This is a genomic window from Limnobacter humi, assembly GCF_024518835.1.
Lineage (GTDB): Bacteria > Pseudomonadota > Gammaproteobacteria > Burkholderiales > Burkholderiaceae_B > Limnobacter > Limnobacter humi.
Genome location: NZ_JANIGO010000001.1, coordinates 649,077 through 672,734, shown reverse-complemented (window position 1 = coordinate 672,734; position 23,658 = coordinate 649,077). Strand labels below are relative to the sequence as shown.

Below are 23,658 nucleotides of genomic sequence, written 5' to 3'. Positions count from 1 at the left end.
CTTATCCGTTGAAGAACTTCCGGAATTCGCGTTTGGCTGTTCGTTTGCGCTTCAGTTCTTCGGCGCGCAAGGCGCGGTCTTTGTCTGATGCCCAAATCACTTCAGGGAAGGCCAGGGTGCGCAGCAAGCCGATCAGCATCCACAGGTAGCTGCCGGAGAACAGCAACGCGCACACCATGGACACCATCTCAAACGAGTTGGCAATGTACTTGATGCCCCACCAGCTCATCACGTCAACCAGCGATGCCGTCAGGCCAATCGGAAAAATCCACTGGTACAGGCGAATGTGATTGAACTGCATGGAAAACGGAATACCCACAATAAAAAAGGCGGTGGTAAAGCCAAACAGGTGGGCGTGGGTCATCACGATCAGTTTCCCCAACGACATGGCTTTAATGAACTCAGCCGAGCTGCCGAAGAACTGCATTTGATACCAAATCTCGCTCGCACCAAACGCAAACGCAATACCAAACAGCACCACGGCAATGGCCATGCCCCGCTTGGCAGCAGGTGGAAAGTTGCGCAGGTTGATGTCCACCGAATGCTTGTCGAATGGGATAAGCAGTTTGGTGACCCACAAAATAAAACCCCCGAACATCAGCAGTGCGATGGGGCCACCCACGGTAATCCATGGCGATTGTTCGGGAGGTATTACCACCACATCGGTGCTTTCAACCGGCTTGTCGCTGAAGAAATCAAAATTGGCATCACCACTGGCGGTGGCAGGGCCTGTGCCCGCAGGCTCACTGCTTGAGCCTGATTCAGATGCCGCTGTTTGGGCCGTAGAGGTTTGGGCGTCAGCAGATTGAATCAGTTGCGTGTTGGTCGCCCACCCCAGCCAATGCTGGCCAAGGTTTAACCCCACGCCAAGGCTTAAGCCCAGCACCACCATCAACCCAGCTTGTCGAATCCACTTCAGCACGCTACAGCCCCCTGCCGCATTTTCAGGCGGTTTTTAATCGAACAAACACCAAGGTACCCGCCTTTTTCACTGCGTTGGCCACTGCTGCTTTCAAGTCCTGGCCAGAACCGGCGGTGAGTTTGTCCAATGCCATGCCTTTGAAGGCGCCGTACAAAGCGGGGTTGGCCGCTTCTTTCACCTGGCGGGTGTTGATGGGTTGTACGCTGGTGATGGTCAATTGCCGATCGGTGACCAGCATCAAGAAGAATGCTTTGCCTTGGTACTCCGCCGGAAAAATCAGAGCCGCACCGGCTGGGCGTTTGTCTTTCAGGGGAATGTAAATGGTGTTGTCATCTTTTTGACTGAGGGTGGCTCCCATGCCTTTGGCTCGTTCAATATCCTGCGGAGTCAGGAAGGCATCGCGCGGCAGGTATTCCTTCACATCCGGGAACTGCTCCTGCACCTCTTTGGGAATCAAGCTGGAAATGTCCAGCCACGCACCCTTGTTGTTGGGGGTAGACTCCTTCACGCCCGGGTTGGCTTTGGCCATGGCTTCCACAACGTTTTTAAACCCATCGCCATCGGCATCCAGGTCGCCAATTTTGGTAAAGGCAGCCAGGCTTTCGCCCGCGTCTTTGAACTGTTTGCCGAAATTGTTCAACGGCGAACCGCCACCGTCCCGGTGACAGGCGGTGCAGGCAGGGGAATAACCGTATTGTTGCTTGTACAGATTGGCAAACAGAGGTTGCGCTTGCGCTGCAGTGGCCGACAGGGCCAGCAGCACTGCAACGTGCAAACAGCGCATCCGGTTGGTGATGGGTTGTGCAAACATCCAGGCTCCTTGTGTGTTTTCAAAAGCCGAACAGGCTCGGGACAACCGCCCGCATTTGTTCTCTCAGCTTTGGATTTTTTTTCTGATCTTCAACCATCAACGCGTATTGTTTGGAGTCGCGCGGCGGCATCAACATGGACGCCTTGTCGGTGCCTTCATAGCGCTCCCAATCCAACGCATCCCGAATTTCCGTTTTGTCGCGCATTTGGGCGAGAACCTTGTCTTCACTGTCGGCACCCATGAAATTGAGCCGCTTGGCAGGGTTGCCGCGGTGACATGAAAAGCAATAGGTTTCAAAAGGCTCAAGCGATGAGCCTGTTTTTAATTGCAATGGGGGTACGCCAGTGGCGATTGGGGGTGACATGTCGCTGACATCGGTGAACAAATACGCCAATTGAACTGGGCCGCCGCTGCGTACCTTGGGCAGTTCAGTGCTTTTCATCAAGGCCTGAACGGTCTTGACCCGTTCAAAGGGTTTGGCATCAAACAGGGGGTCGGGCAGCTTGTCGACTGCCTTGGCCAGGTTGTCGAATTGCCAGTTGGCGGCTTCCATCAAGGTGTTGATGTCGCTCTCTGTCAACAGGCTGGCCAAGCCATAAACCCCGTCGACATTGGCTGCCGTCAGAATGCGTTTTGGGGCGCGTTTGGTCAGCGGGTCCAGCGCCAGGGGCAGCTTGGGTAGCTTGTCAAAAGCCTCCAGGTCTTCGTTGTTTTTGGCACCGTCACCCAGTTGAATGCGCGCGGTGGTCAAGCTGCGCCACCAACCCTTGATGCCCTTTTGCTCCGCCACTGGATCTCGATTGGTCAGGTCAGATTCAGCCACCGCAATCGTGCGGTCACTCAGGGCCTTGGCCTGAAGGGTTTTCAAGCGTTCCACTTGAACGCCCTCTTCCTTGAAATCGCCAGGGCGCACTTTGTATTGCAACGCCAGCTTGAGCATGGTTTTACGACAATCCACCGATGTGTTGCCCTGATTGCCACAGCCATCCAGCCACAGCTGTTGGGTGGTGGCAAAGAAGTTGCCGACATCGGTCAGTTCATCAAAACGTTCGGGTGAGCTTAGCGTGTTCTGCAATGGCAAGCCGAGGTAGGTCTGTGTGTCAAGGCCGGCCTTGGTGCGGGCGCGCAGCATGGCTTCCACCGTGTCGGGGGCGGCGTTGGTCTCGTTCCAGGGGCGTTGCGGAAAAATGGGTGCCCCGCCCTGGTGGCAGGTTAGGCAAATTTGCCGCCGGGCGTACACCAACTTGCGTGCCCCGATTGCTGAATAGTCTTGCACCAATTGGAATTCATAACGGCCCGCTGCTTCGTTGTAGCTGAGCACTTCAATTTCATTGGCGTTTTCCACAAAGCCCAGAAACAGCTGGCCCCGTGCGTTAACACCCAATGCAGCGGGCGTGTTGGGGGCTTGGAAGTCAGCCGCGAGCAGCACACGCGGGTGTGCGTCATCGGCCTGGCCTTTCAACAAAGAGCGCCCGTGCGGTAGCATCACCGCCACAGGTGGTGCGCCCTCTGGGTTCATTTTTTGAAGGGCTTCAATCAGTTTGGGAAAGGGGTATGGCACGCCGCCGTTTTGGGCGGCCACATGGTCGAACAGGGATCGGGTGCCTTCCGGTGGCAAGTCGCCATCGGCCAGCACGGTGGCGCTGAGCGCCAGGTGCGGGTCGGCTTTGTCGACCACCTTGGCCAGTGCTGTCACACTGGCCTGGCTGCGGGCTTCATTGTCCCGCATCCAGTTCCACCCAGCGGCCACAGCCACCATGGTGGCCAAGGCCACCCAAACCCGTGTTCGTTTTGCCATGTTTACATCAACTTCAAGAATTCACGCAGGGCGCGCTTTTCGTCCTTTGAGAGTGAAACACCAAACTGATGGCCTTTGTTCTCCACCAAATCATCGCACTTTTGTGTGAGCGGATGGTGCGGGTCGCTGCTGGTGAACTTGCCGATTTCTGTGCCTTTCTTCACGGGTAGCTTGACCAATCCACCCTGGTCTTCCTGCAGGGCCAGTTTGATGTCGGTGTCGGTGGTGGAAATTTTCACCGGACGCGATGGCTTCACTTTCGGGTCGTCGCTCATCATCAGTTCATCAAAGGATTGCTCAAAGGCCTTGATGCGGCCTGCAACCGTGGCGTCGGGTGTGCCGTCCTTTTGCACGGGCATTTCACCAATGGCGTTGTTGTGCAGGAAGGGGGCTGTGGCCCACACCGACAGCAGGCTGATGTTGCGCAGGTAACCAGGGCCACCGGTGATTTCACGCTCGCCCACTTTGGTGCCGCCCAAGCCTGGCACCATGCGGTTGAGGGTTACATCCACTTTGCCGGGGCTCTTGCGCTGTTTGTAAGTTTCCGATGAAAACTCCTCCCAGATGTGACCCTTGTTGTGGTTGTCGTGCAGGGCACGGCACATGTTGGTACCAATTTCGTGGAAGGGCGTCAGTTCATCGTTGCCCAACCAGTCCTGACCAAACACACCGTCTTTGGCGAATTGTTTGGGTCGCAGGTTGCCCTTGTCGTCCTTGGCCATGTATTGCGCCACAAACTTGGCAGAGTTGCGTTCTTCATCGGTGAATTCGTATTTCCAGAATTGCTCTGAACCGAACACATGACCGTCATAGAAACGTTCCAGTGCAGCTTTGTCGCGACGAATGTTTTCAGGGGCCACCTTGGACGAGTGGCAGCTGGCGCACTCACGGGCAAACACCTTGCGGCCCTGAGGTACTTTGCTGAAGTCCACATACTTCAGGCCTGCAGAGCCATCCACGTCCTTGGCGTTGCCCAGGTAAGTGGGGCCACCGGTGATGAGGAATGCAGCCAAGTCTTCCATTTTCGCATCGGCATAATTCCAGGGCTCGCATTCGGCGGCGCACTGCTTGATGGAAAATGGGCTTTGGCTGGCCTTCTTGCCGAACAGTTTGCCCGGTGTCGGGAAGTTGGGGGCCCAGCATTCTTCAGTGCACATGCCGATGTTGACGTACACACGTATCAGCGCTAGGCGATCACCCACGGAGTCTTCACCGCCTTTGAGCACGTGTTGGGTCAGGCCCTTCTTGATTTCCCCGGTCACTGGATCCTTCATGACATGTTCAAACACCCGGCGGTTTTGGAAGTCCATGATGTTGTTCTGGGTGCCCGGGTTGTTCTGGAAGTCGTTGGCCACCAGCGAGGTGTCAATCGTTCCGGGGCGGCCAGCCTTCAATACCTGGCGAACCACGGCGTCATGGTCGGTGCCCTGGAAGAACATCAGCGGCTGAACAATGTGCTGGTTGCCAATGGTGGCGGACAGGTTTTCCCAACGAGGCTGGTTGGGGTCTTTCGGTGGGTTGGTGGGGTCAATGCCCACGTGGCATTGCACGCAGGGGTGGCCGACCACGTAGCGCATGTTTTTCTGCAACTCGTCTTTGCGATACGGGGAGGTTTGGGGATCAAACACCACCTTGCCTGTTTTGTCGTCCTTGACCGGGTCGGCGTAGTAGCGGCGGTAACCCAATACACCACTGCTGTGCGGGTCTGGGCACTTGTCCCACCAGTTGGTGGAGGCGTCGCCTTCGGTGCAATCCGGGTCGTTGACCAGGCCGTACTTGGTGAAGCGGTGTTTGCGTTCACGGGTGTCCAGCCACGGGTACCAGATTTTGTTTTGTCCACCCGCAGCGCGGGCAAAGTGCAGGTAGGGCTCGTCCTGGTTGCCGAAGGTGCCCTTGAACCACACGTCACGGCCGCGGCGGACCTGTTCACGCAGCTGTTTGGCTTTGGCGGGGTCTTTGGCTTCCACATCCTTGAACAGGGTGTTCACATAGCGGCAACCCTCGGCGTCGTAGCCGGTGGGTTGGGGTTGATCGCAAGGTGGTGGCGGCAGTTGGGGAATGGGCTCGTATTTCCAGGTGATCGGGCCCTGGAATTCATGCGTTTTTGGGCCTGTGCCTGGGTTCCACACCTTTTTGGCAGCCAGGGTGGCGTAGAAGTTTTTCTCGTACCAGTCTTTGTTGGCATTCAGTTGCGGGGTGCCTTGGTAAATGCCCAGTGGCAGCACATTGCGCTTGGCCAGGTCTTCCAGCGACACCGAACGCAGGGTGTGTTGGTAGGGCGTATTGGGCACCGGGTATTTGCCGGCTTCGGGCCAGTATTCTTTGCTCACGTCCACCAGGCCGGTTTTTTTCTCAATCTTGGGGGCTGCTGTGGAGGCGGCGGTTTGAGCTTGGGTCACAGGTGCCCAAACCAAGGCTGCCAGCAGGGTTGCTGCAGCGAAGCCGGGGATGAAGCCGGATGAAACGAGACGCATGTCAACTGTCTCCCGAAAGGGGTAAATGTTGTTGTAAGTGGTGTAAATCGACGGACTGCTCAGTGCAGTGTAGGGGAGCGGGTTAGCCCTGACAAGCGTGGTAAAAAACCTAAATCACTGAATTTTGAGGTGTCTTTGACAGGGGTTGGACGAATTTGAATGGGTGTCCAAACTGGCAAGCGGGATTTTCAAAGCAGGGAATTCGACAATCAAATCATTTGCTTAATGTTACTGCGGAGTAACGGTTGATTTAAACCCTGACAGTCTCCGATGTCAATAAAATGCTTGTAAATCAGCATGTTAACAATCGTTTCGATTGGAGTGTTTATTCCAATTTAAGCGCGTGACAAGCCCGAAATCCACCGGAGCGGTGGCTTGGTTTCATCACTGGGCCCAGCTTGAATTACCATCCGGTGTATGCAACCACCGAGCCTTGGCATGAACACTCCGAACAACTTGATAGACCCCCGTGAAGACAGCAACCGCACCACGGTGTTGGTCGCCTACCTGTTGGGTGCCCTGGGTATTTTCACGGCCTTTGTTCCCATCCTGATTGCATTGGTGATTTGTTACATCAAGAGGACCGAGGCTGCTGGCACCATTTATGAAAGCCACTACCGCTGGCTCATTTCAACCTTCTGGATTGGCATGGCCTGGTTTGCAGCCGCGCTGGTCTTGTTTGTGGTGGGGGTTGGGTTTCTGCTGTATTGGGTGTTGTGTGTGTGGCTGGTGTACCGGTTTGCCAAAGGTCTACTGCGGTTTTCCGAGCGCAGGGCTGTGGTTTGATTGGGCGTTTCTCCCGTTGGCGGATCACGGGGTGCAGTTGGGGTTTGACGGGTGGGTTGGCATGGGTGTTGGCGGTGGCAATGGTGTTGCCGGCCTGCTCCAGCTTACAACCCGCTATGACACTGGATGGCGAGCGCTTGCCCAAGGGAGCTCGGATCGCTCCAGCAGACGGGTCACTCAAAACAGTTCAGGAAGCCTTGCTGGACCAATTGAAAGCTTGGCAGGGCACACCTTACCGCTTGGGCGGCAGCAGCCGCCAGGGCGTGGATTGTTCGGCATTTACACAAATCACCCTGGCTCAACGGCTGAGCCTTAACCTGCCCCGCACCACCGAGCAACAAGCCGATGTGGGTTTTGATGTGGCTCAAGAGGCCATGCAACCCGGCGATTTGGTATTTTTCAGGACAGGACGCCGCAGCAACCATGTGGGCATTTACCTGGGCTCACGCTGGTTTTTGCATGCGTCCACCAGCGAAGGTGTCACGCTGAACAGCCTGGACGAAGCCTATTGGAAGCGGCATTACTGGACCGCGCGCCGGGTGTTGTTTTAAAGCCCTTGAGCCATGTAAAAAAAAGCGCCGCGGCAGGTCCGGCAACCCACCACGGCAAAGGGCAAAACCAACAGTGTTTGTTCGCGTTTCTGCTTATCGGCTCAAGGCGGCAATGCGTTCTTCAATCGGGGGGTGACTGCTGAACAGGGCCATCACACCACCTTTGCCTGAAATGCCCGAGGCAGCCATTTGCGATGGCAGTTCACCTGACTGCAGACCACCCAGGCGCTTCAAGGCGTTAATCATGGGTTGGCGTTGGCCCATCAGTTGCGCGGCACCCGCGTCGGCCCGGAATTCCCGTTTGCGCGAGAAATACATCACGATGATGGAAGCCAAAATACCCAGCGTGATTTCCATCACGATGACGGTGATGAAGTAGCCCATGCCCTGACCGCTCGACTCTTCATCGTCTTTGCGCAAAGCCTGGTCAACCACAAAGCCCACCACGCGGGCAATGAAGAACACAAATGTGTTGACCACGCCTTGAATCAATGTGAGGGTTACCATGTCGCCGTTGGCCACGTGGGCAACTTCGTGTGCCAGCACGGCTTCTGCTTCCTCGCGGGACATGCTTTGCAACAACCCTGTGCTGACGGCTACCAGGCTGTTGGATTTGCTGGGTCCTGTTGCAAACGCATTGGGGGCACCCTCGTAAATGGCGACTTCAGGCATCGGGATGTTGGCCCGGCGTGCCAAGCGGTCTACTGTCTGAAACAGCCAGCGTTCTGTGTCGTTGCGGGGCTGCTGAATGACCTGGGCGCCTGTGCTCCATTTGGCAATGGTTTTGCTCATCCACAAACTGATGAATGAGCCGCCAAAACCCAATACAGCTGAAAAGCCCAGCAGCATGGTGAGGTTGAGTTGCCCGCCGGCCATGAATTGGTTCAGGCCCAGCAGGTGGACGGTGATGCCAAGGACCAACATGATGGCGATGTTGGTGGCCAGGAACAAAACAATGCGTTTCATGGTGTTGGAGCGATCCTTCTGGAGAACGGAACAATGAGATTTGAGTCTAGTTGACGAATTAGCCAGAATAAATAGAATAAAAAGTGAAGAAATTATCGATTTAATCGAAGGGTTTGGGCATGAAACTGACGGACTTAAACTTTCACCACTTGCGGTATTTTTGGATGGTGGCCAAAACTGGCAGCCTGACGGCCGCAGCTGAACGTTTGGGTTTGCGGGCGCAAACCTTATCAAGCCAGATTGCACAGTTGGAGCAGTCGCTGGGGCGGTCGCTGTTTCAGCCGGTGGGGCGTGGCCTGGGGCTGACGGAGGCGGGTCGCGTGGCCCTGCGCTATGCCGACCAAATTTTCCAGTTGGGCGAGCAGTTGACCGACAGCCTGGAAGACGAGGAGCTGGATTACACCCTGCGTTTGTCGGTGGGGATTGCCGATGCATTGCCCAAAACCGTGAGCTTTCACATGATTGAGCCGGTGCTGGCCTTGAAACGCCCTGTGCGGCTGGTGTGTACCGAGGGGCGGTTTGAGGCCCTGTGTGCCGAGCTGATTCAACACAACATTGACCTGGTGCTGGCTGAGCGGCCCGGCGGGCAGGGAACCGCCAACCTGCAGGTGGCCAAGCTGCTGGCTTACCCGGTGCGCATTTTTGGCAGTGCGGCCTTGTGTGCCGACAAACGGGCCGATTTCCCCAAAAGCCTGCAAGGCGCGCCCTTCCTCATGCCCTCGCGCAACAACGTGTTGCGCATGAAGCTGGAACACTGGCTGGAAACCGAGGGTATATCCGTGCGTGTGGTTGGCGAGTTCGATGACCTAGCCTTGCTGGACACCTTTGGCCGAGCAGGTCTGGGCCTGTTTGCTGTGCCTGCCCTGCTGATGGAAGACTATGCCCGTGGAACTTCGGTGGAATATTTGGGCGATGTGGAGGGTGTGCTGGAGGAGTATTACGCTTTCACCCATCCCCGCAACATGGAGCACCCAGCCATCAAGGCATTGTTTGCCACGGCTGTAGCCTGACAGTTGCGAGCAGCGCCCACACACTGAAAACCCCGATCGTTTTCCAGGGGCGCTTGAAGTACACTGCGCGCTTTGGTTCTTCGACTCACGCATCAGCCTCGCCTGCGCCATGTTCATCCGCATCGTTTCCGTGATCTTTCCGGTGTTTGCCGTTGTGGCCCTGGGCTATTGGTATGGACGGGCCAAACGGCCTGACATGCGATTTGCGAACCAGTTGAACATGGATGTGTTTGTGCCAGCCCTGGTGTTTTCCGCACTGGCCAGCAAAACCTTCGACCTGCAAGCCTACAGCGTGCTGGCCGTGGGGGCCGCCATGGTGGTGCTGGGCTCGGGCCTGCTGGCCTGGCCCGTGGCGCGTCTGTTGGGGGTGAACTGGAAAACATTCGTGCCACCGGTGATGTTCAACAACAGCGGCAACATGGGCTTGCCCTTGGCTATTTTGGCCTTTGGCAATGAGGCATTGCCGGCTGCGGTGATGATGTTTTTGGTGAGTAATACCCTCCACTACTCGTTGGGCACCTGGATGTTGAGCCCCCATGCCCGCTTGTGGACTTTGTGGAAAGAGCCAGTGATTTTGGCCTCGCTGGCTGGTTTTGCTGTGAGTGTTTTCCAGGTGCAGGTGTGGGAGCCCCTGTACTTCGCCATCAAGATGACGGGTGATGTGTCTATACCCCTGCTGTTGTTTTCACTGGGGGTTCGACTGGTGCAGGCGGACTTCTCGGATGTTCGCCTTGGCTTGATTGCCGGGGTGGTGTGTCCGCTCACCGGCTTGCTGTTTGCGGGCCTGTGCGTGTGGTTGTTGCCGCTGTCTGCAGGGCATGCAGCCATGCTGATTGTGTTTGGTGCGTTGCCTCCGGCTGTTCTCAACTATGTGTTTGCCGAGCAGTACGGTCAGAATCCGCACCAGGTGGCGTCCATGGTGATGGTGGGTAACCTCATGAGCCTGCTGTTCGTGCCCATGGCGCTTTACTGGGTGCTGTAGTGCGGGTGCTTTGAAGGGGCATTCAACGGTTTTGCTTTCCCTGGGGGCCTGTTTTTGGAATAATGGGCACCCTTCCCGAAAATTCTTCACAAAATCATGAGTTTGTTGCCACACGAGCTGGAACTGCTGTCGCCCGCACGCGACATCGAGATTGGTCGCCAGGCGATTGTGCATGGCGCAGACGCCGTGTATATCGGTGGTCCCACCTTTGGTGCTCGTCACAATGCGTCCAATAGCGTGAGCGACATTGCCAAGCTGGTGGAGTTTGCCCACCAGTACCGCGTGCGGATTTTCACCACGCTGAACACCATTTTGCACGATGCAGAACTGGAAGAGGCCCGCAAGCTGATTTGGCTGTTGTACGACGCGGGTGTGGACGCGCTGATTATTCAGGACATGGGGCTGCTGCAGATGGACCTGCCCCCCATTCAGTTGCATGCCAGCACGCAGTGCGATATCCGCACCGCAGAGAAGGCCCGGTTTTTGGCAGACAGTGGTTTTTCCCAGTTGGTGTTGGCCCGCGAGTTGACCGTGCCTGAAGTGGCTGCAGTGCACGCCGCTGTGGGCGACTCTGCCACCATCGAGTACTTCATTCATGGTGCGCTGTGCGTGGCCTTTTCAGGCCAGTGCTACATCAGCCATGCCGAGACGGGCCGCAGCGCAAACCGTGGCGATTGTTCCCAGGCCTGCCGACTGCCTTACACATTGACGGATTCAAGCGGTGCCGTGGTGGCTTTTGACAAGCATTTGTTGTCGATGAAAGACAACAACCAAAGTGGCAACCTGGAGCACCTGATTGATGCGGGTGTGCGCTCGTTCAAGATTGAAGGCCGCTACAAAGACATGGCCTATGTCAAGAACATCACCGCCCATTACCGCATTCTGCTCGATGAAATCATGGAAAGCCGGGGCGAGTTTGTGCGCTCGTCCAGCGGGACCACCCGCCACTACTTCCGACCTGACCCGGACCGCAATTTCCACCGGGGCTCGACCGATTATTTTGCCAGCGGGCGCAAAGTCGACATTGGGGCCTTTGATTCGCCCAAATACATTGGACTGCCGGTTGGTCATGTGGTGGCTGTGGGCGACAAAAGTTTTGACGTGGAAACCCGGGATACCTTGAACAACGGCGACGGGCTGAATTTCATGCACAAACGTGAGGTGGTGGGGGTACAGGTGAACCGGGCCGAGTTGCTGAGTGCAACAGCGGGACGTGGCGGGAAAACCCAGCAGGGCGATGGCGTGTCGGTATACCGCATATTCCCCAAAGACCCGACAGCCACTTACACCGGTTTGAAGGCGGGTTTGCCAGTTCACCGCAACCGGGACCATGCCTGGGACATGGCCCTCACCAAGGACAGCGCCGAGCGGCGCATGGGCTTGTGGATGCGCCTGGGTGAACTTCGCGATGCCGCTGGAGCCGTGACCGGTTTAACCTTGGCACTGACCGATGAGGACGGTATCGCCGTGACGGTGGAACAACCTGCCGAGTTGGTGATGGCACAGCAGGCCGAGCGGGCGGTGGACAGCCTGCGCACCCAGTTGGGCAAGCTGGGCAACACCCACTACACCGCGTTGGGCTTGGACGTGGAATTGTCACAGCCCTGGTTTGTGCAAGCCTCGGTGATTAACCAGCTGCGCCGCACCGCCATCGAACGTCTCGACGCCGCCCGTGTCGCCGCCTGGGTTCGGCCGGCCCGCAAGGCGCCGGTGCAACCACCGGTCCAATATCCGGAAAAGTCGCTGAGCTTTTTGGCCAATGTGTACAACGACAAGGCCCGGGCGTTTTACCGCGAGCACGGGGTCGAGATGATTGCGGCGGCTTATGAGGCCCACGAGGAGCCGGGCGAGGTGCCGGTGATGATCACCAAGCACTGCTTGCGGTTTTCATTCAACCTGTGCCCCAAGCAGGCCAAAGGCGTGAAGGGCGTGCAAGGGCAGGTCAAAGCCGAGCCCATGGTGTTGGTCAATGGTGACCAACAATACACGCTGCGCTTTGATTGTAAGCCCTGCGAAATGCATGTGATGGGCAAGATGCGGCGAGATATTTTTCAAAGTCCGCCCCCATCGGTGTTTCCCATCACATTCATGAAACCGAACAAGGCTTAAAATTCGGGGGCAAAGCCGGTTTACATTTCTGTCTTTTTTGTGTCATGGTTCTGTCACAAAGCTGGGGTATGCTTGGCAACCTGCGACAGAATCCCCCCAATTTCTGGTTTACAACATGTCCAACACTTCGACCATTCGCCCGCCCAGCAAACGTGGAGACACGCTGTTCGGGATCTTGACAGCCGGTTCAGCCGCGTTGACCCTGTTGCTGCTGGGTGGAATTATTGTGTCGTTGTTTGTCGCCAGCTGGCCCACCATCAAGGCTTTTGGCCTGCAATTCCTGCTGACGGCCGATTGGGACCCCCCCAATGACAGCTACGGTGCTTTGGTTCCTATTTACGGCACCTTGGTGACCTCCCTGATTGCGCTCATCATCGCTGTGCCGGTCAGCTTTGGCATCGCGTTGTTTCTCACCGAGTTGGCCCCACCCTGGCTGCGCCGCCCATTGGGCACCGCGATCGAATTGCTGGCGGCGGTGCCGTCGATTGTGTATGGCATGTGGGGTTTGCTCGTGTTCGCCCCCATTTTCGGGAAGTATGTGCAGGCCCCGCTGGGTGCCACCCTGGGCAAGGTGCCGGTGATTGGTAACCTGTTTGCTGGCCCGCCCATTGGCATTGGCCTGCTCTGCGCGGGGGTTATTCTGGCCATCATGATCATTCCCTACATTTCCGCGGTGATGCGCGACGTGTTTGAAGTCACGCCCGTGATGCTAAAAGAAGCCGGTTACGGCATGGGTTGCACCACTTGGGAAGTGATCTGGAAAATCATTTTGCCCCACACCAAAGTGGGCGTGATTGGTGGCGTGATGCTGGGTTTGGGCCGTGCGCTCGGTGAAACCATGGCGGTCACTTTTGTGATTGGCAACACCAATTACCTCAACGACATTTCGCTCTTTTCGCCCGGCAACAGCATCACATCGGCCCTGGCCAACGAATTTGCTGAAGCTGCCCCGGGTTTGCACACCTCGGCGCTGATGGAGCTGGGCTTGATTTTGTTCCTGATCACTTTCCTGGTGCTGGTGGCGTCTAAAATTTTGCTGGCCCGCCTGTCCAGCAATGGGCGGTGAACCATGGCCTCCACAATAGACCCGATGAAACAATCCAAACTCGCCGAGCCCGATATGAAGCTCAGCAAGCGTGACCAGCAAAAGTCCCGCATGCAGAGCAAGCGTCGCATGATCAACCTGCTTGCATTGAGCCTTTCCCTGTTGGCCATGGCCTTTGGCCTGTTCTGGCTGATCTGGATTTTGTACACCACCGTTACCTTGGGCATTGGCGGTTTGTCGCTCAACTTGTTCACGGAAATGACACCGCCCCCCGGCACCGCCGGCGGTGGTTTGGCCAATGCCATCACCGGTACCTTGTTGATGGTGGGTTTTGCCACGTTGCTGGGTACACCGCTGGGCATTCTGGCGGGTATTCACCTGGCTGAAAGCCGCAAAGACGACAAGCTGTCCTCCGTGGTTCGTTTCATCAACGACATTTTGTTGTCAGCCCCGTCCATCGTGATTGGCTTGTTTGTGTACGCGGTTCTTGTTTCGCGCATGGGCCACTTCTCAGCCTGGGCCGGTGTGGTGGCTTTGGCGCTGCTTCAGATCCCGATTGTGATCCGCACCACCGAGAATATGTTGAAGCTGGTGCCTGCCGCATTGCGCGAAGCGGCCTATGCCTTGGGCACGCCCAAATGGAAAATGGTGATGTCCATTACCGTGCGGGCATCGTATGCCGGCATCTTGACGGGCGTGTTGTTGTCGGTGGCGCGCATCGCTGGCGAGACAGCCCCGTTGCTGTTTACCGCCTTGTCGAACCAGTTCTGGAACACCGACATGAGCAAGCCCATGGCCAGTTTGCCGGTGACCATTTTCAATTTTGCGTTGAGCCCGTTTGTCGAATGGCAGCAGCTGGCGTGGGCTGGCGTGTTCCTGATCACTTTGGGCGTACTGGCGTTGAATGTGGTGGCTCGGGCCTTGTTGAAGAACTCCAAATAATCCTGTCTTAGGCGAATTGCGATGATGAACACCCCCACCCTTGAGCGCATCAAGCTGGAAGTGAACAACCTGAACTTTTACTACGGCGATTTTCAGGCGCTCAAGAACGTGAACCTGAAAATTCCCGAAAAGAAAGTGACGGCCTTCATTGGCCCATCGGGTTGTGGGAAGTCCACCCTGCTGCGTATTTTCAACAAGATGTATGCCTTGTACCCGGAGCAGCGCGCCGAGGGCGAAATCCTGCTGGACGGCGAGAACCTGCTGACCACCAAAAAAGACATTGCGTTGATCCGCTCAAAAATCGGCATGGTGTTTCAGAAGCCCACGCCCTTCCCCATGAGCATTTATGAAAACATTGCTTTTGGTGTGCGCTTGTTTGAAAAGCTGTCCAAAGGCGAAATGGATGAGCGCGTGGAATGGGCACTGACCAAGGCAGCGCTGTGGAAAGAAGTGAAAAGCAAATTGCACCAGAGCGGCAATGGTTTGTCGGGTGGTCAGCAGCAGCGCCTGTGTATTGCGCGTGGAATTGCGATCAAGCCGGAGGTGTTGTTGCTGGACGAGCCTTGCTCGGCGCTGGACCCGATTTCCACGGCCAGTATTGAAGAGTTGATCACCGAGCTGAAAGAAGACTACACCGTGGTGATTGTGACCCACAACATGCAGCAGGCCGCGCGCGTTTCGGACTACACCGCCTACATGTACCTGGGTGAGTTGGTGGAGTTTGGGGTGACCGACCAGATCTTCCTGAAGCCCCGCAAGCAAGAGACGGAGAACTACATCACAGGCCGTTTCGGCTGATTCTTGCCCTGTATAACAAGGCTGACATGTCAAAGCCACATCAGCGCCTTTTCGGGCACACTGGTGTGGCTTTGTTGCATTCATGAAAATATTATGTTTGTCACACAGTTGAAATATTGCGAATGCATCATGGGCGTACTTTCAAAAGAGAGGTCATTATGTTCAACTTGAAAACAGTATCCACAGTCGTAGCTGCAAGCGCATTGGCGCTGGGCTTCGCCTCCGTACAAGCTGCCGAGATTACCGGCGCTGGCGCATCATTCCCCGCACCGGTTTATTCCAAGTGGGCCGACGCTTACAGCAAGGAAACCGGCAACAAACTCAATTATCAGTCGATTGGTTCCGGCGGTGGCATCAAGCAGATTGATGCCAAAACCGTGGATTTTGGCGCTTCCGACATGCCGCTGAAACCCGCTGACCTGGAGGCCAAAGGCCTGCAGCAGTTCCCCACCGTGATTGGTGGTGTGGTGCCCGTGGTCAACCTGGCGGGCATCGCCCCCGGGCAGATGAAGCTGAATGGTGAAGTGCTCGCCAATATTTACCTGGGTAAAATCACCAAGTGGGATGACCCCGCGATTGTGGCCCTGAACCCTGGTGTGAAATTGCCTGACCAAGCCATCGGCGTGATTCGCCGTGCGGATGGTTCCGGCACAACCTTCATTTTCACCAACTACCTGAGCAAAGTGAGCAAAGACTGGGCCGACACCGTGGGTGAAGGCACGGCCGTGAAGTGGCCTGTGGGCTTGGGTGGCAAAGGCAACGAAGGCGTGTCCGCTTTTGTACAGCGCTTGCCCGGCTCCATTGGCTACGTGGAATATGCCTACGCCAAACAAAACAAGCTGACATTCACACAAATGCAGAACAAGGATGGCGTGTACCTGCAGCCAGATGACGAGCACTTCAAGGCCGCTGCTGCGGGTGCCGACTGGAGCAAGCAGTTCTACGAAATCCTGACCAACCAGCCTGGTAAAAGCGCCTGGCCCATCAGCGGTGCGACTTTCATCCTGATGCACAAAGTGCAGACCGATGGTGCCAAGGCGGCTGAAGTGCTGAAGTTCTTCAACTGGGCTTACGCCAAGGGCGACAAGCTGGCTGCAGAACTGGACTACGTTCCACTGCCGGACGCCACTGTGAAGCTGATTCATGATTCCTGGAAAGGCATCAAAACAGCGGATGGCAAGGCGATTGCTGTGAAATAATCGGTCAGTAATGCTGAAGTACAAAACCCTCCCACGTGGAGGGTTTTGTTTTTTTGCGCGTGGTTTTGTCACTATTGGAGTTGCGTCCAGATTAGCGAGTAAGTTGACTGCGGCACTGCACGGTCACTCCCCTTGGCGACGGTCCATTGGTATTCCCCTCGCTGAGCCTCACGATCGCTGAGGCCGCCCCTCCAAAAAGCGAGTCGGGATCGACCTCTGGGCCAGCCTACCGGCTGTGCCCACCGTGCCTGTTTGGCACGCTCGGGCCAATGGCCCTGACTGTCGCAGCAGGGGAGGTGAACCGCACAGCATTCGAACACACGGACCGAGATGTTTGAGCCACGCAGTGGCGAGTTCTCGGGACGGTTCGACATGCGCGGGGCAACCTTTGCTTTCGGGGGGCGTTCGGACCGGGCTACCGGTGTTGCTGGGGGCGATCAGCGAATCCGGGCTACCGGTGTTGCTGGGGGTATTCAACAAGCACCGGGTGCCAATACCACAGGGGTCGCTCAAGCCGCTTTTTGACTGTCTGCCCGCTTGCGGCTTTTGGGTTTTGCCTTCGCTGAAACAGCATCTGCAGCCGGGGCAGTTTTGACCGCCGCCAAGGGCACCTGCGACCGGGCGCGCAGCCACTCAGCAGACAGTTGCCACACATGCGAAACAGCCTTGCTGCCCAAAATAACCCCCATGTGCCCACCCGGGGCCAACATGAAGGTTTTGTCTTTGGACGCCACCAGTTTCAGACTTTGCTTGGCCATGCTGGCAGGCACCAAATGGTCGGTTTCCCCTGCAAACACCAAAAAATTGGATTGAATGTTGGACAAACCGGTCTGCTTGTCACCAATTTTCATGGCGCCTTTGGCCAGTTTGTTGTCCACGGTGAATCGGACCATGAAGTCGCGCACCACGCCGCCTGGGTACAGCATCATGTTGTTCAGGTAGTCGGCCGTGGTGGTGTGCTGCTCCACATAATCTCGGTCGGACAGGCGGGTCAGCAAGTCCCAGTAGGTGGTGATGCTGGCCACCGGTGCGGTGAGCTTGAAACCGAGGCTGACCATCCAGCCGGGTGGACTGAACAGGGCGGGGTTGATATTGTCCAAGCGGAATTCGCTGTATTTGCGGATAAAGCGTGCAATCACATTGAGCGTGTTGGAGGCATAGCTCATGATGTTTTTGCCGTTGCGCAGGTCGATGGGGCTGGCCACCGTCACCAGGTTGCGAATGGCCTTGTCTTCACCGTAACCCGCATACAGCAAGCACAGCAGGCCGCCCATGCACCAGCCAAACAGGGACACTTCCTCTGAGCCGCTGTGCTGGCGAATGCGTTGCAGGGCCGAGCCCATCATGTCGTGGCTGTAGTCGTACAGGCCCAGGTGAGCATGTTTGCGCTCTGGCTTGCCCCAGTCGATGAGGTAGACCCGGAAGCCCGCCTGCACCATGTGCTTGACCAGGCTGCGGTCGGGCATCAGGTCGAAGGTTTCGGTGGTTACGCCCAGTGGCGGCACCAGCACCAATGGAATGGGGTGTTGCCGTTGTGGTGGTGTTTCTTCTTCGCCGTCCACCAGGCTGGCGTGCGGTGTGTTGGCATCGGGCGCGTAATAGCGCACTCGCATGGGCATTTCTTCAGCGATCACCTGGTATTCGGTTTTGCCTGACTGGATCAGAATGTCTTTGCGAAACAGCCAGTCCGCAGCATTGGTTGCGGTGTTGGCAGCAATTTCATTGATCTTGAGTGCTGTTTTAAAAAGCTGTTTCACGATGCCCGGCCCGATGTTGCGTAGCAGTAAATGGTGTGGATGGAGTTTATACGCCCAGGGCTGGTTTTCGGATGAGCATTTACTCTAGATCGACTGGCTGTCCCACAGGGTTGTCCAAATGCCCATGCCAACCCGGTCCAGTTCGTCCACCGTGGCCAGAAACTCCTCCCGGGCGCTGGTGTCCAGCCATTCAGCCGGCAAAAACGGATCATAGACCACGTGCTTGATGGCGGCCCCACCCAACAAGAAGCTTTCGCGAGCGGCTTCTTCGGTTTCCAGGTCTTGGTAACGGTCCAGCCAGGTGCGTATTTTCTTGGTTTGAGCGCTGTAGGTTTGCTCAAGTTCCCGCGGATTCCAGAGCTTGGTGATTCGTTTCGCAGTGTCGGCGTCAAATTGTTGGGCACCAAACACGGGCGCATCTTTTTCCAGGCCCAGCTTGTAAAGCCTTTTCCGCACAGCGGCCAGGCTGTCTTCGATGTTGTTGGGGCGAATGAACAAGTGCTCGTTCAGGGGCTGGAAGCCCAGCATGAGCAGCGCCCGCGCACGGGCCCGCTGTTGTTTGGCCTCGTTGCGCGACAGCTTATCGGCTTGCACCACGATAAAACTGCCGTCCCAGGCCCTGATGCGCTTGGACCGCGTGCGCCAGGTGGCCACATCATCGGCCAGGGTGTGTGCATCTTCCGTGAGCTGGTACATGGCCCTGCCAGCCGACTCCACCAAGCCTTCGGCCGACAGGCGCACCAGGGCAACCCGGGTGTTGTTCACGCTGATGTCAAAAATACCGCATGCAGCAATGGCCTGTTTGGCGGAAATCGGTTTGCCCTGATTGGCCAGGAGAAGGTCGAGAATAAGGCTTTTGGCAGTGGGTTTGCGCACGGCTGCAGGTTGGATCTGGATAAACCGCCAGTGTATTGAAGCTGGCCGCAGCCTGCAAATGAGGGGTCGGGTTTGTGCGATCATTGCGGTGCTTGCGCAAGGAGACAAACGGCATGACCCGAGGTTGGATATCTCACAACAAAGAACAAACCGAAGCAGAATTGTTGGCGTTGGATGATGCAATGCTGGCCGGCCAGGAGGTGGTGCTGGAGGTGTTGTACAGCTGCCTGAACTACAAAGATGCCTTGGCCTTGACCCACACAGCGCCGATTGCCCGCACCTACCCCATGGTGCATGGCATTGACGCGGTGGGCCGTGTCGTGGAATCAACCACGCCGCAATGGCCCGTGGGCACCATTTGCCAGGTCAACGACTGGGGGCTTGGGGAGACCCACTGGGGTGGTTTGGCCGAGCGGTTGGCCGTGCCAGCCGCCTGGATATCCCCCATCCCCGAGGGGCGCAGTGCCCGCTGGGCGGCCGCGCTGGGCACGGCGGGTTACACCGCCGCTTTGTGCGTCATGGCGTTGCAGGACCATCCGGTGAAACCTGGCGATGGGCCGGTGCTGGTGACCGGCGTCAGTGGCGGTGTGGGCACCGTGGCCACGCTGTTGCTGAATCACCTGGGCTATGAGGTGGTGGGGCTGACGGGGTCTATTGATGCCACCGGTGCGCCGGTCTCCGACTCTGCGGCGGCACACTTTGCCCGCCTGGGCCTGAATTCCACCCATTTGATTCATCGGGAGTCCATGTCCCGCCCGGGCAAACCCCTGCAGAAAGAGCAATTTGCCGCTGTGGTGGACAGCGTGGGCAGCCACACCTTGGTGAATGCCTGCGCGCAAACCCGGTATGGGGGCGTGGTGGCTGCTTGTGGTTTGGCCCAAGGCATGGACTTCAATGCAACGGTGGCCCCGTTCATTCTGCGTGGAATAACGCTGCGTGGCATCAATTGTGTATACCGGACCCATGCTGAACGTGACCGCGCCTGGAGTTTGCTGGCCGAGGCCTTGGGTGAACATGACCTGGACTTCATGATTCGGGAAGTGAGCTTGCACCATGCCATGGACAGTGCCCGCCAGGTGCTGGCCAACCAGTTGCAGGGGCGCGTGGTGGTGAACTGTGGTTGAACACCGGCGCAGTGCCATGCCGTACTTGGCCTTGGTATTGAATGCGTTGGTGTGGGGTTGCTCCTGGTGGCCCTTGCGCACCCTGCAAGACTTGGGTTTGCATGCACTGTGGGCATCGGCTGCCACGTATCTGTTGGGAACCGTTGCCATCGCGATGGTGTCACCGACTGTGTTGAAAGAATATGCAGGCAACCCGGCCCTGTGGTTGTTGGGTGTGGCGGCGGGTACCACCATGGTGGGCTTTAATTGGGGCGTCACCATTGCCGAGGTTATCCGGGTGGTGCTGCTGTTTTACCTCATGCCGGTGTGGGCCGCTCTGCTAGCCCGTTTCGTGTTGGATGAACCGTTAACCCTGCGCGTGGTGTTGCGAATTGGCATGGCCTTGGCCGGTGCTGCCCTGGTGCTCAGTCCACCTGGGCAAATTGGTTTTCCCTGGCCAAGCACATTGGGCGAATGGTTGGGTTTGATGGGGGGTGCTGCCTTTGCGCTGAACAATACTCTGTTGCGCCATCAGCAGGCCGCCAGTGCACAGGCCCGTTTGCTGGGCATGTTTGTCGGTGGTGTTTTGGTGCCAGCCGCAGTGGCCATGGGCCTGGGCCTGTTGCCCAGCGGGTCTGTGGCAGCCATTCCTGCCCCGCAGTGGCCCGGTGTCAGCGGGCTGTGGGTGTTGCTGGGCTTTGCGGCTTCCCTGCTGTTGGCCAACCATGGTTTGCAGTATGGTGCCTCCCGACTGCCCGCCAATGTGTCGGCCGTGGTGATGTTGTCGGAAGTGGTGTTTGCCACGGCCAGCGCCATTCTTTTTGCAGGCGAAAGCCTGACCCTGCAAGTGGCTGCTGGCGGTGCTCTCATTTTGCTGGCGGCTGGTTTCAGTGCGCTGGATGACTCGGCCGGCCACACCTGATCGGTTGCTGGTCACGGTGTGGAAATCCCCTGACTTGTAAACCGATCCCGGTGTATCACGTTGTCAGTGCTCCAATCATCCACTTCAAGGAGCACGCATGAAGAAGATTGCACTGTGCACGGCTGCGCTGGCGACCATGGCTTTCAGCACACCGTCCATGGCCGACGGCATTTACGCCGGCGTTGGCTACAACAACCTCGACCTCACCTCCGAGTCTGCCCCCGGCTTTAAAGCCAATGTGGACCTGTTGTCGGCCATTCTCGGTTACAAGATCAACCCGAACCTGGCTGTTGAAGGCCGCATTGGTGCTGGCGTGAATGACGACACCTTCGGTGCTTCAAGCCTGGAAGTCGACTCTTACATGGGTGCCAATGTGCTGGGTACGCTACCGCTGAGCGCCCACAACTGGTCACTGTACGGCACCCTGGGTTACGGCTATGCCTCATTCAAGGGGCGCGCCAATGGCGTGGGTTTCAAAGATGACAAGGGATCGCTGAATTACGGTGCCGGCGTGATGTATTCAACCGGACCCTACAGTGTACGTGCTGGCTATGAGGCGCTGTATGACCGCGGCAACAGCCAGGCCGATGGTTTTGCACTCACCGCCACCTACGCGTTCTGATTCTCTCGCGGTCAATTTTCACCGTCTGTCCCAGGTTCGCATCAGCCAGTCCGTAAACGGGTAGCTGATGTTGAAGTTTTTGTGCGCCATCAACCGCGGGTCGTGGTGGGTGGTGTGCAACTGGGCCAGTCGGTGAAACCCGGGCAAGCGGTGCACCCAGTGGTCTTCTTTCAAGTGGTAGGCCAGGTGGAACAATTCATAGTTCACGAAATACACCATGCCAGTGAGCAAAAACAGCAGCGCCACATTCAAGCTGATGGACCAGGCGAGCACTGCGAAAATGGGTGCAAAAAACGCACACACGAAAAAGCTCACCAGCACCGGCGGGAACAGCACCGCCTTGAAGTCGCGCGCATCGTCGATTTCCATGTGGTCGTGGGTGAAAAACCGGTGGTGCTGCAAGGCATGACGCCGGTAAACCAGCCCCAAGCCCTTGACCGGGCGGTGCATGACAAAGCGATGGCCAGCCCATTCTGCGAAATTTGCGTACAACCAGGTGACCGGTACAGCGAGCCATTCCAGTGCCTGCACAGCATGCAATGCCATGCTGCTGCCGATGATCACCGCCAGGGCCAGTGTGCAGGTAAAGGCCAGGTGCCATTCACCTCGATAGGTGGGGGAAATCTGATCGTTTCTGAACTGTTGTCGCGCATTGTCGACTGCACGGTCGCTGGGAAATTGCTTGACCTTGGCATGCATGCGGTGGACCTCGTGTGGATGAAACCTGTGATGCCAAGATTGCGCTGAATTGGTCACAGAATCAATCCGAAAAGTTTGGTGTGTCACCTGACCGGTTTTTGGGTTTGTGGAGGGCTGGTACACTGACATCAAACCCATGAATCAGGAGACACCATGAACGCACCAATGCCCAATTCTGCTTCACTTCGTGAGCGTGTGAGCGCCGATGAATGGCGCATGCGGGTAGATCTGGCGGCCTGCTATCGCTTGGTGGCGATGTATGGTTGGGATGACCTGGTGTTCACGCACATCTCAGCGCGGGTGCCTGGGCCCGAGCACCATTTCCTGATCAATCCATATGGTTTGTTGTTTGAAGAAATCACTGCCAGTAGCCTGGTGAAGGTGGACCTGCAGGGCCAGAAGGTGATGGACAGCCCCTATGAGATCAACCCAGCCGGTTTCACCATCCACAGCGCCATTCACGAGGCCCGTGAAGATGCCAATTGCGTGATCCACCTCCACACGGTGGATGGCGTGGCGGTGTCCACGCAAAAGGATGGCTTGCTGCCGATTTCCCAACACTCGCTGTTTCCCATGTCAGGCCTGAGTTACCACGACTACGAAGGTGTGGCCTTGAACCCGGAAGAAAAGGTCCGATTGGTGGCAGATTTGGGCAAGACCTGCAGCATGATCTTGCGCAACCACGGTTTACTGACTTGCGCACACACGGTGGCCGATGCATTTTTGCGCATGTTTTTCCTGCAGCGGTCCTGTGAAATCCAGGTGAAAGCACAAAGCAGTGGCGGTGCATTGATTCAGGTGGACCCACGGATTGTGGCGGGTATTCAGGCGGCAGCCGACAAAGTAACCCTGCAGGCCGGCGGCAATATTGCATGGCCTGCGTTGCTGCGGAAACTGGATCGGGTGGCGGCAGATTACAAGGATTGAAGTCGTTGTTTAGCCTCACAGATCTTTTTGATGCGTCTTCTCGCGAAACTGCGCGGCCACACCCCTTTGCGACGGTCCATTGGTGTTTCCCTCGCTGAGCCCACTGCGCCTGTTCAGCACGCTCGGGCCAATGGCCCTGAATGTCGCTGCCGGAGAGGTGAACCGCGCAGGCCGCGCACCTAGCAATACCGGCATGTCCGGCACCGAACAGTCAGCCACCCGATCGGTTTGAACCGCACAGCATTCGAACACACGGACCGAGATGTTTGAGCCACGCAGTGGCGAGTTCTCGGGACCGTTCGAAGGCGCGGGGCAACCTTTACTCTTCGGGGGGCGTTCGGACCGGGCTGCCGGTGTTG

Annotated in this window: 21 protein-coding genes; 13 read left to right on the top strand and 8 right to left on the bottom strand. The window is 57.1% G+C overall.

Annotated elements, in window-relative coordinates; all coding sequences use genetic code 11:
• Nucleotide 1: 1 nt before the first annotated feature.
• From NQT62_RS03235 to NQT62_RS03220, 4 genes are read right to left on the bottom strand one after another with little or no spacing between them, the layout of a single operon-like run.
• Nucleotides 2-922 carry an Aq_1264-related membrane protein gene (locus tag NQT62_RS03235; RefSeq protein WP_256763131.1) on the bottom strand — a complete coding sequence of 307 codons (921 nt, stop codon included), beginning with the start codon at nucleotides 920-922 and terminating at the stop codon, nucleotides 2-4.
• Between the two features lie 22 nt (nucleotides 923-944).
• Entirely contained in the window at nucleotides 945-1,733 is a 789-nt protein-coding gene (locus NQT62_RS03230) for a hypothetical protein (RefSeq protein ID WP_256763130.1), read from the bottom strand.
• A gap of 19 nt (nucleotides 1,734-1,752) precedes the next feature.
• On the bottom strand, nucleotides 1,753-3,531 hold the full coding sequence (locus tag NQT62_RS03225; RefSeq protein ID WP_256763129.1) for a hypothetical protein: 1,779 nt from the start codon (nucleotides 3,529-3,531) through the stop codon (nucleotides 1,753-1,755).
• Between the two features lie 2 nt (nucleotides 3,532-3,533).
• Complete coding sequence (locus NQT62_RS03220) at nucleotides 3,534-6,005, bottom strand: hypothetical protein (RefSeq protein WP_256763128.1); 2,472 nt, start codon at nucleotides 6,003-6,005, stop codon at nucleotides 3,534-3,536.
• Nucleotides 6,006-6,443: 438 nt separating this feature from the next.
• Between NQT62_RS03220 and NQT62_RS03215 the strand changes: the two genes are divergently transcribed.
• Nucleotides 6,444-6,791 (top strand): DUF4870 family protein, encoded by a 348-nt coding sequence (locus NQT62_RS03215; protein ID WP_256763127.1) that lies wholly within the window; start codon nucleotides 6,444-6,446, stop codon nucleotides 6,789-6,791.
• 44 nt (nucleotides 6,792-6,835) lie between these two features.
• Entirely contained in the window at nucleotides 6,836-7,342 is a 507-nt protein-coding gene (locus NQT62_RS03210) for an NlpC/P60 family protein (RefSeq protein WP_256763126.1), read from the top strand.
• Nucleotides 7,343-7,435: 93 nt separating this feature from the next.
• Here NQT62_RS03210 and htpX read toward each other — a convergent pair whose 3' ends face one another.
• Nucleotides 7,436-8,308 carry a protease HtpX gene (gene htpX, locus NQT62_RS03205; RefSeq protein WP_256763125.1) on the bottom strand — a complete coding sequence of 291 codons (873 nt, stop codon included), beginning with the start codon at nucleotides 8,306-8,308 and terminating at the stop codon, nucleotides 7,436-7,438.
• A 119-nt stretch (nucleotides 8,309-8,427) separates the two neighbouring features.
• Here htpX and NQT62_RS03200 point away from each other — a divergent pair, with 119 nt between their 5' ends.
• From NQT62_RS03200 to pstS, 7 genes are all read left to right on the top strand, one after another.
• Nucleotides 8,428-9,318: a LysR family transcriptional regulator gene (locus tag NQT62_RS03200; protein ID WP_256763124.1), complete on the top strand. Its 891-nt coding sequence runs from the start codon at nucleotides 8,428-8,430 to the stop codon at nucleotides 9,316-9,318.
• Nucleotides 9,319-9,427: 109 nt separating this feature from the next.
• A complete protein-coding gene (locus tag NQT62_RS03195) occupies nucleotides 9,428-10,300 on the top strand; it encodes an AEC family transporter (protein WP_256763123.1) in 873 nt (290 codons plus the stop codon).
• Nucleotides 10,301-10,396: 96 nt separating this feature from the next.
• Nucleotides 10,397-12,409, top strand: a complete 2,013-nt coding sequence (locus NQT62_RS03190; RefSeq protein WP_256763122.1) for a peptidase U32 family protein — start codon at nucleotides 10,397-10,399, stop codon at nucleotides 12,407-12,409.
• A gap of 115 nt (nucleotides 12,410-12,524) precedes the next feature.
• A complete protein-coding gene (gene pstC, locus NQT62_RS03185; RefSeq protein WP_256763121.1) occupies nucleotides 12,525-13,475 on the top strand; it encodes a phosphate ABC transporter permease PstC in 951 nt (316 codons plus the stop codon).
• A gap of 54 nt (nucleotides 13,476-13,529) precedes the next feature.
• The gene (gene pstA, locus NQT62_RS03180; RefSeq protein WP_370569135.1) at nucleotides 13,530-14,396 is read left to right on the top strand and encodes a phosphate ABC transporter permease PstA; all 867 of its coding nucleotides are present in this window, start codon (nucleotides 13,530-13,532) and stop codon (nucleotides 14,394-14,396) included.
• A 21-nt stretch (nucleotides 14,397-14,417) separates the two neighbouring features.
• Nucleotides 14,418-15,194: a phosphate ABC transporter ATP-binding protein PstB gene (gene pstB / locus NQT62_RS03175; protein WP_256763120.1), complete on the top strand. Its 777-nt coding sequence runs from the start codon at nucleotides 14,418-14,420 to the stop codon at nucleotides 15,192-15,194.
• Nucleotides 15,195-15,361: 167 nt separating this feature from the next.
• On the top strand, nucleotides 15,362-16,393 hold the full coding sequence (pstS, locus tag NQT62_RS03170; protein WP_370569134.1) for a phosphate ABC transporter substrate-binding protein PstS: 1,032 nt from the start codon (nucleotides 15,362-15,364) through the stop codon (nucleotides 16,391-16,393).
• 509 nt (nucleotides 16,394-16,902) lie between these two features.
• Here pstS and NQT62_RS03165 read toward each other — a convergent pair.
• Together NQT62_RS03165 and NQT62_RS03160 are read right to left on the bottom strand one after the other, a co-directional pair.
• The gene (locus NQT62_RS03165; protein ID WP_256763117.1) at nucleotides 16,903-18,150 is read right to left on the bottom strand and encodes an alpha/beta fold hydrolase; all 1,248 of its coding nucleotides are present in this window, start codon (nucleotides 18,148-18,150) and stop codon (nucleotides 16,903-16,905) included.
• Nucleotides 18,151-18,234: 84 nt separating this feature from the next.
• Nucleotides 18,235-19,026 (bottom strand): PaaX family transcriptional regulator C-terminal domain-containing protein, encoded by a 792-nt coding sequence (locus NQT62_RS03160; RefSeq protein WP_256763116.1) that lies wholly within the window; start codon nucleotides 19,024-19,026, stop codon nucleotides 18,235-18,237.
• A 113-nt stretch (nucleotides 19,027-19,139) separates the two neighbouring features.
• On the opposite strand from NQT62_RS03160, the gene NQT62_RS03155 reads away from it, so the two are divergent.
• The 3 genes from NQT62_RS03155 to NQT62_RS03145 all read left to right on the top strand — a co-directional run bounded on the left by NQT62_RS03155 (nucleotide 19,140) and on the right by NQT62_RS03145 (nucleotide 21,673).
• Nucleotides 19,140-20,150, top strand: a complete 1,011-nt coding sequence (locus NQT62_RS03155) for an MDR family oxidoreductase (protein WP_256763115.1) — start codon at nucleotides 19,140-19,142, stop codon at nucleotides 20,148-20,150.
• Between the two features lie 16 nt (nucleotides 20,151-20,166).
• Nucleotides 20,167-21,051, top strand: a complete 885-nt coding sequence (locus NQT62_RS03150) for a DMT family transporter (protein WP_256763114.1) — start codon at nucleotides 20,167-20,169, stop codon at nucleotides 21,049-21,051.
• A 97-nt stretch (nucleotides 21,052-21,148) separates the two neighbouring features.
• Entirely contained in the window at nucleotides 21,149-21,673 is a 525-nt protein-coding gene (locus tag NQT62_RS03145; RefSeq protein WP_256763113.1) for a porin family protein, read from the top strand.
• A gap of 18 nt (nucleotides 21,674-21,691) precedes the next feature.
• On the opposite strand, the gene NQT62_RS03140 is transcribed toward NQT62_RS03145, so the two are convergent.
• Nucleotides 21,692-22,372 carry a fatty acid hydroxylase family protein gene (locus NQT62_RS03140; protein WP_256763112.1) on the bottom strand — a complete coding sequence of 227 codons (681 nt, stop codon included), beginning with the start codon at nucleotides 22,370-22,372 and terminating at the stop codon, nucleotides 21,692-21,694.
• Between the two features lie 153 nt (nucleotides 22,373-22,525).
• Here NQT62_RS03140 and NQT62_RS03135 point away from each other — a divergent pair, with 153 nt between their 5' ends.
• Nucleotides 22,526-23,299, top strand: a complete 774-nt coding sequence (locus tag NQT62_RS03135) for a class II aldolase/adducin family protein (protein ID WP_256763111.1) — start codon at nucleotides 22,526-22,528, stop codon at nucleotides 23,297-23,299.
• Nucleotides 23,300-23,658: the final 359 nt, after the last annotated feature.